Consider the following 1657-nt stretch of genomic DNA (forward strand, 5'->3'; position numbering starts at 1 on the left):
TTGGGTCTGACGCAATCCCGCTGACATTTGAGATCATTGCGCGCCGATCAGACGCGCCTGGAGAAGATCGATCTTTCCGCGGCCGTACATCTGGCGTTTGACGAGCTTGAGACGGGTGATCTGGCCTTCTGTCTGACCGTTTGACCAAGTCGAGAGGATTGCTGCTCGCACAGCGGCCTCGTCTCGTCGGACGCCATTGGCCAAGGAGGCGACCAGGCTTTGGGAGGCTCGTTCGATCCAAGATGACAAGGGCTCGGCCCGCTTCATCCTAATCATGGCATGGAAGTCGGCGATGATCTCGCGGGCCTCGACCAATGCCGGCACGCCGTCCTCGATCGCCGCGATCGTAACAGTTTCAGCCTTTGTGAGATTGTCGCGACCGGTGGTCATCAACCGCGCGATGGTCCGGGCCGACGGGACACGCGCGAGGCTGCTTGCGTCCGCTTTCTCCGCGCGGCGGCGGCGTGTCGCCCATTCCGAGATCACCCTGAGGCTTCCCCGGAAGCCTTTCGTCCTCATCGTGCGCCAGAGAGCGGCTGCGTTCCGAGCTCCCGCGTCCCATTGCGCATCGAGCCAGGGCAGATGCGCATCCAACGAACTCTGGCGAGGTCGGAAGACGTCGCTGCGCTCGCCGCGGACGATCCGCCTGACGGTCTGGCGGTGATGGCCGGTGCGCTTGACGATCTGCTTGATCGGCACGCCCTCCCGCCAGAGGGCGAGGACCGCCGCGTTGATCTCTTCCCGCCGCAGATATCCATCGTATTGCAGCTTCTCCGCCGCCGTCAGGAGCGCAGGATTGACGACGGTGGCACCGATGGCGCTACGGATCTGGCGCATCGACTTGCGCACGGCGTCGAGGAAAGCGCGGCTGGCATTCTCCATCAGGTGCCAGCGGTCGGCAACCTGGACGGCCTGCGGCAGGGCCCGCGCCACCGCCTCTCCATAGCCACCGCCACGGTCACGAGCGACTGTATGGACCAGCCGCTGATGGCGGAGCCAAGCTTCCGATGTTGCTGGCTCCCGGTCGCAAAGAAGCGCGACCGGCCGACGCCTTTCCAAGTCGCAGACGATCGTGCCGTAGCGGTGATTGCGCCGCCAGGCGAAGTCATCGATGCCGATCACGCGCAGCGGCTCGCTCGGCACCCTGGCACGCTGCCGGACCACGCGCAGCAACGTGTCGTTGCTGACCGGCAGCATCATCCTGGCGGCAAAACTTGCTCCGGGCCTGCCACCCAAGGCGAGGCCGAGATGCTGGACGATATGATCGAGACGATCGGTCCGACGCGCTCGCGGCGCGAGGACGCGGTCACCAAAGCGCTCCGCGAAGATCTGGCGGCCGCACAGGACGGCATCGCAGCGAAATCGCCGAACGAGGACCTGGAGCTCGACGCGTCGGCCGCTGAGCGGCAGATCCTTTGCACGCCGGAAATACCGGCTTTGGATCCGTTGCGAGAACGCCCCGCAGTCAGGACACGGACAGGCGCTGACGGCGGACCGGGTTCGGACAACAACGCGATCGCCTTCGATCGTGATCCCGTCGACCATCAAACCTGCGGGAACCAGGCTGGCTGGCCGAAATCGCTGCTTCATCGCGCTGATTCCTTCTGGAAACCAGCATCAAAACAGCCCCGACCTGCAGCAGATTTGAGTCAGACCC

At 64.7% G+C, this 1657-nt stretch carries 1 protein-coding gene; it reads right to left on the reverse strand.

What is annotated here, in order from left to right; translation table 11 throughout:
• Positions 1-33: 33 nt before the first annotated feature.
• A complete protein-coding gene (locus ACFPOB_RS30065) occupies positions 34-1590 on the reverse strand; it encodes an ISL3 family transposase (protein ID WP_377801831.1) in 1557 nt (518 codons plus the stop codon).
• Positions 1591-1657 lie beyond the last annotated feature (67 nt).

The sequence above is a fragment of the Allobosea eneae genome, assembly GCF_042657265.1.
Classification (GTDB): domain Bacteria; phylum Pseudomonadota; class Alphaproteobacteria; order Rhizobiales; family Beijerinckiaceae; genus Allobosea; species Allobosea eneae.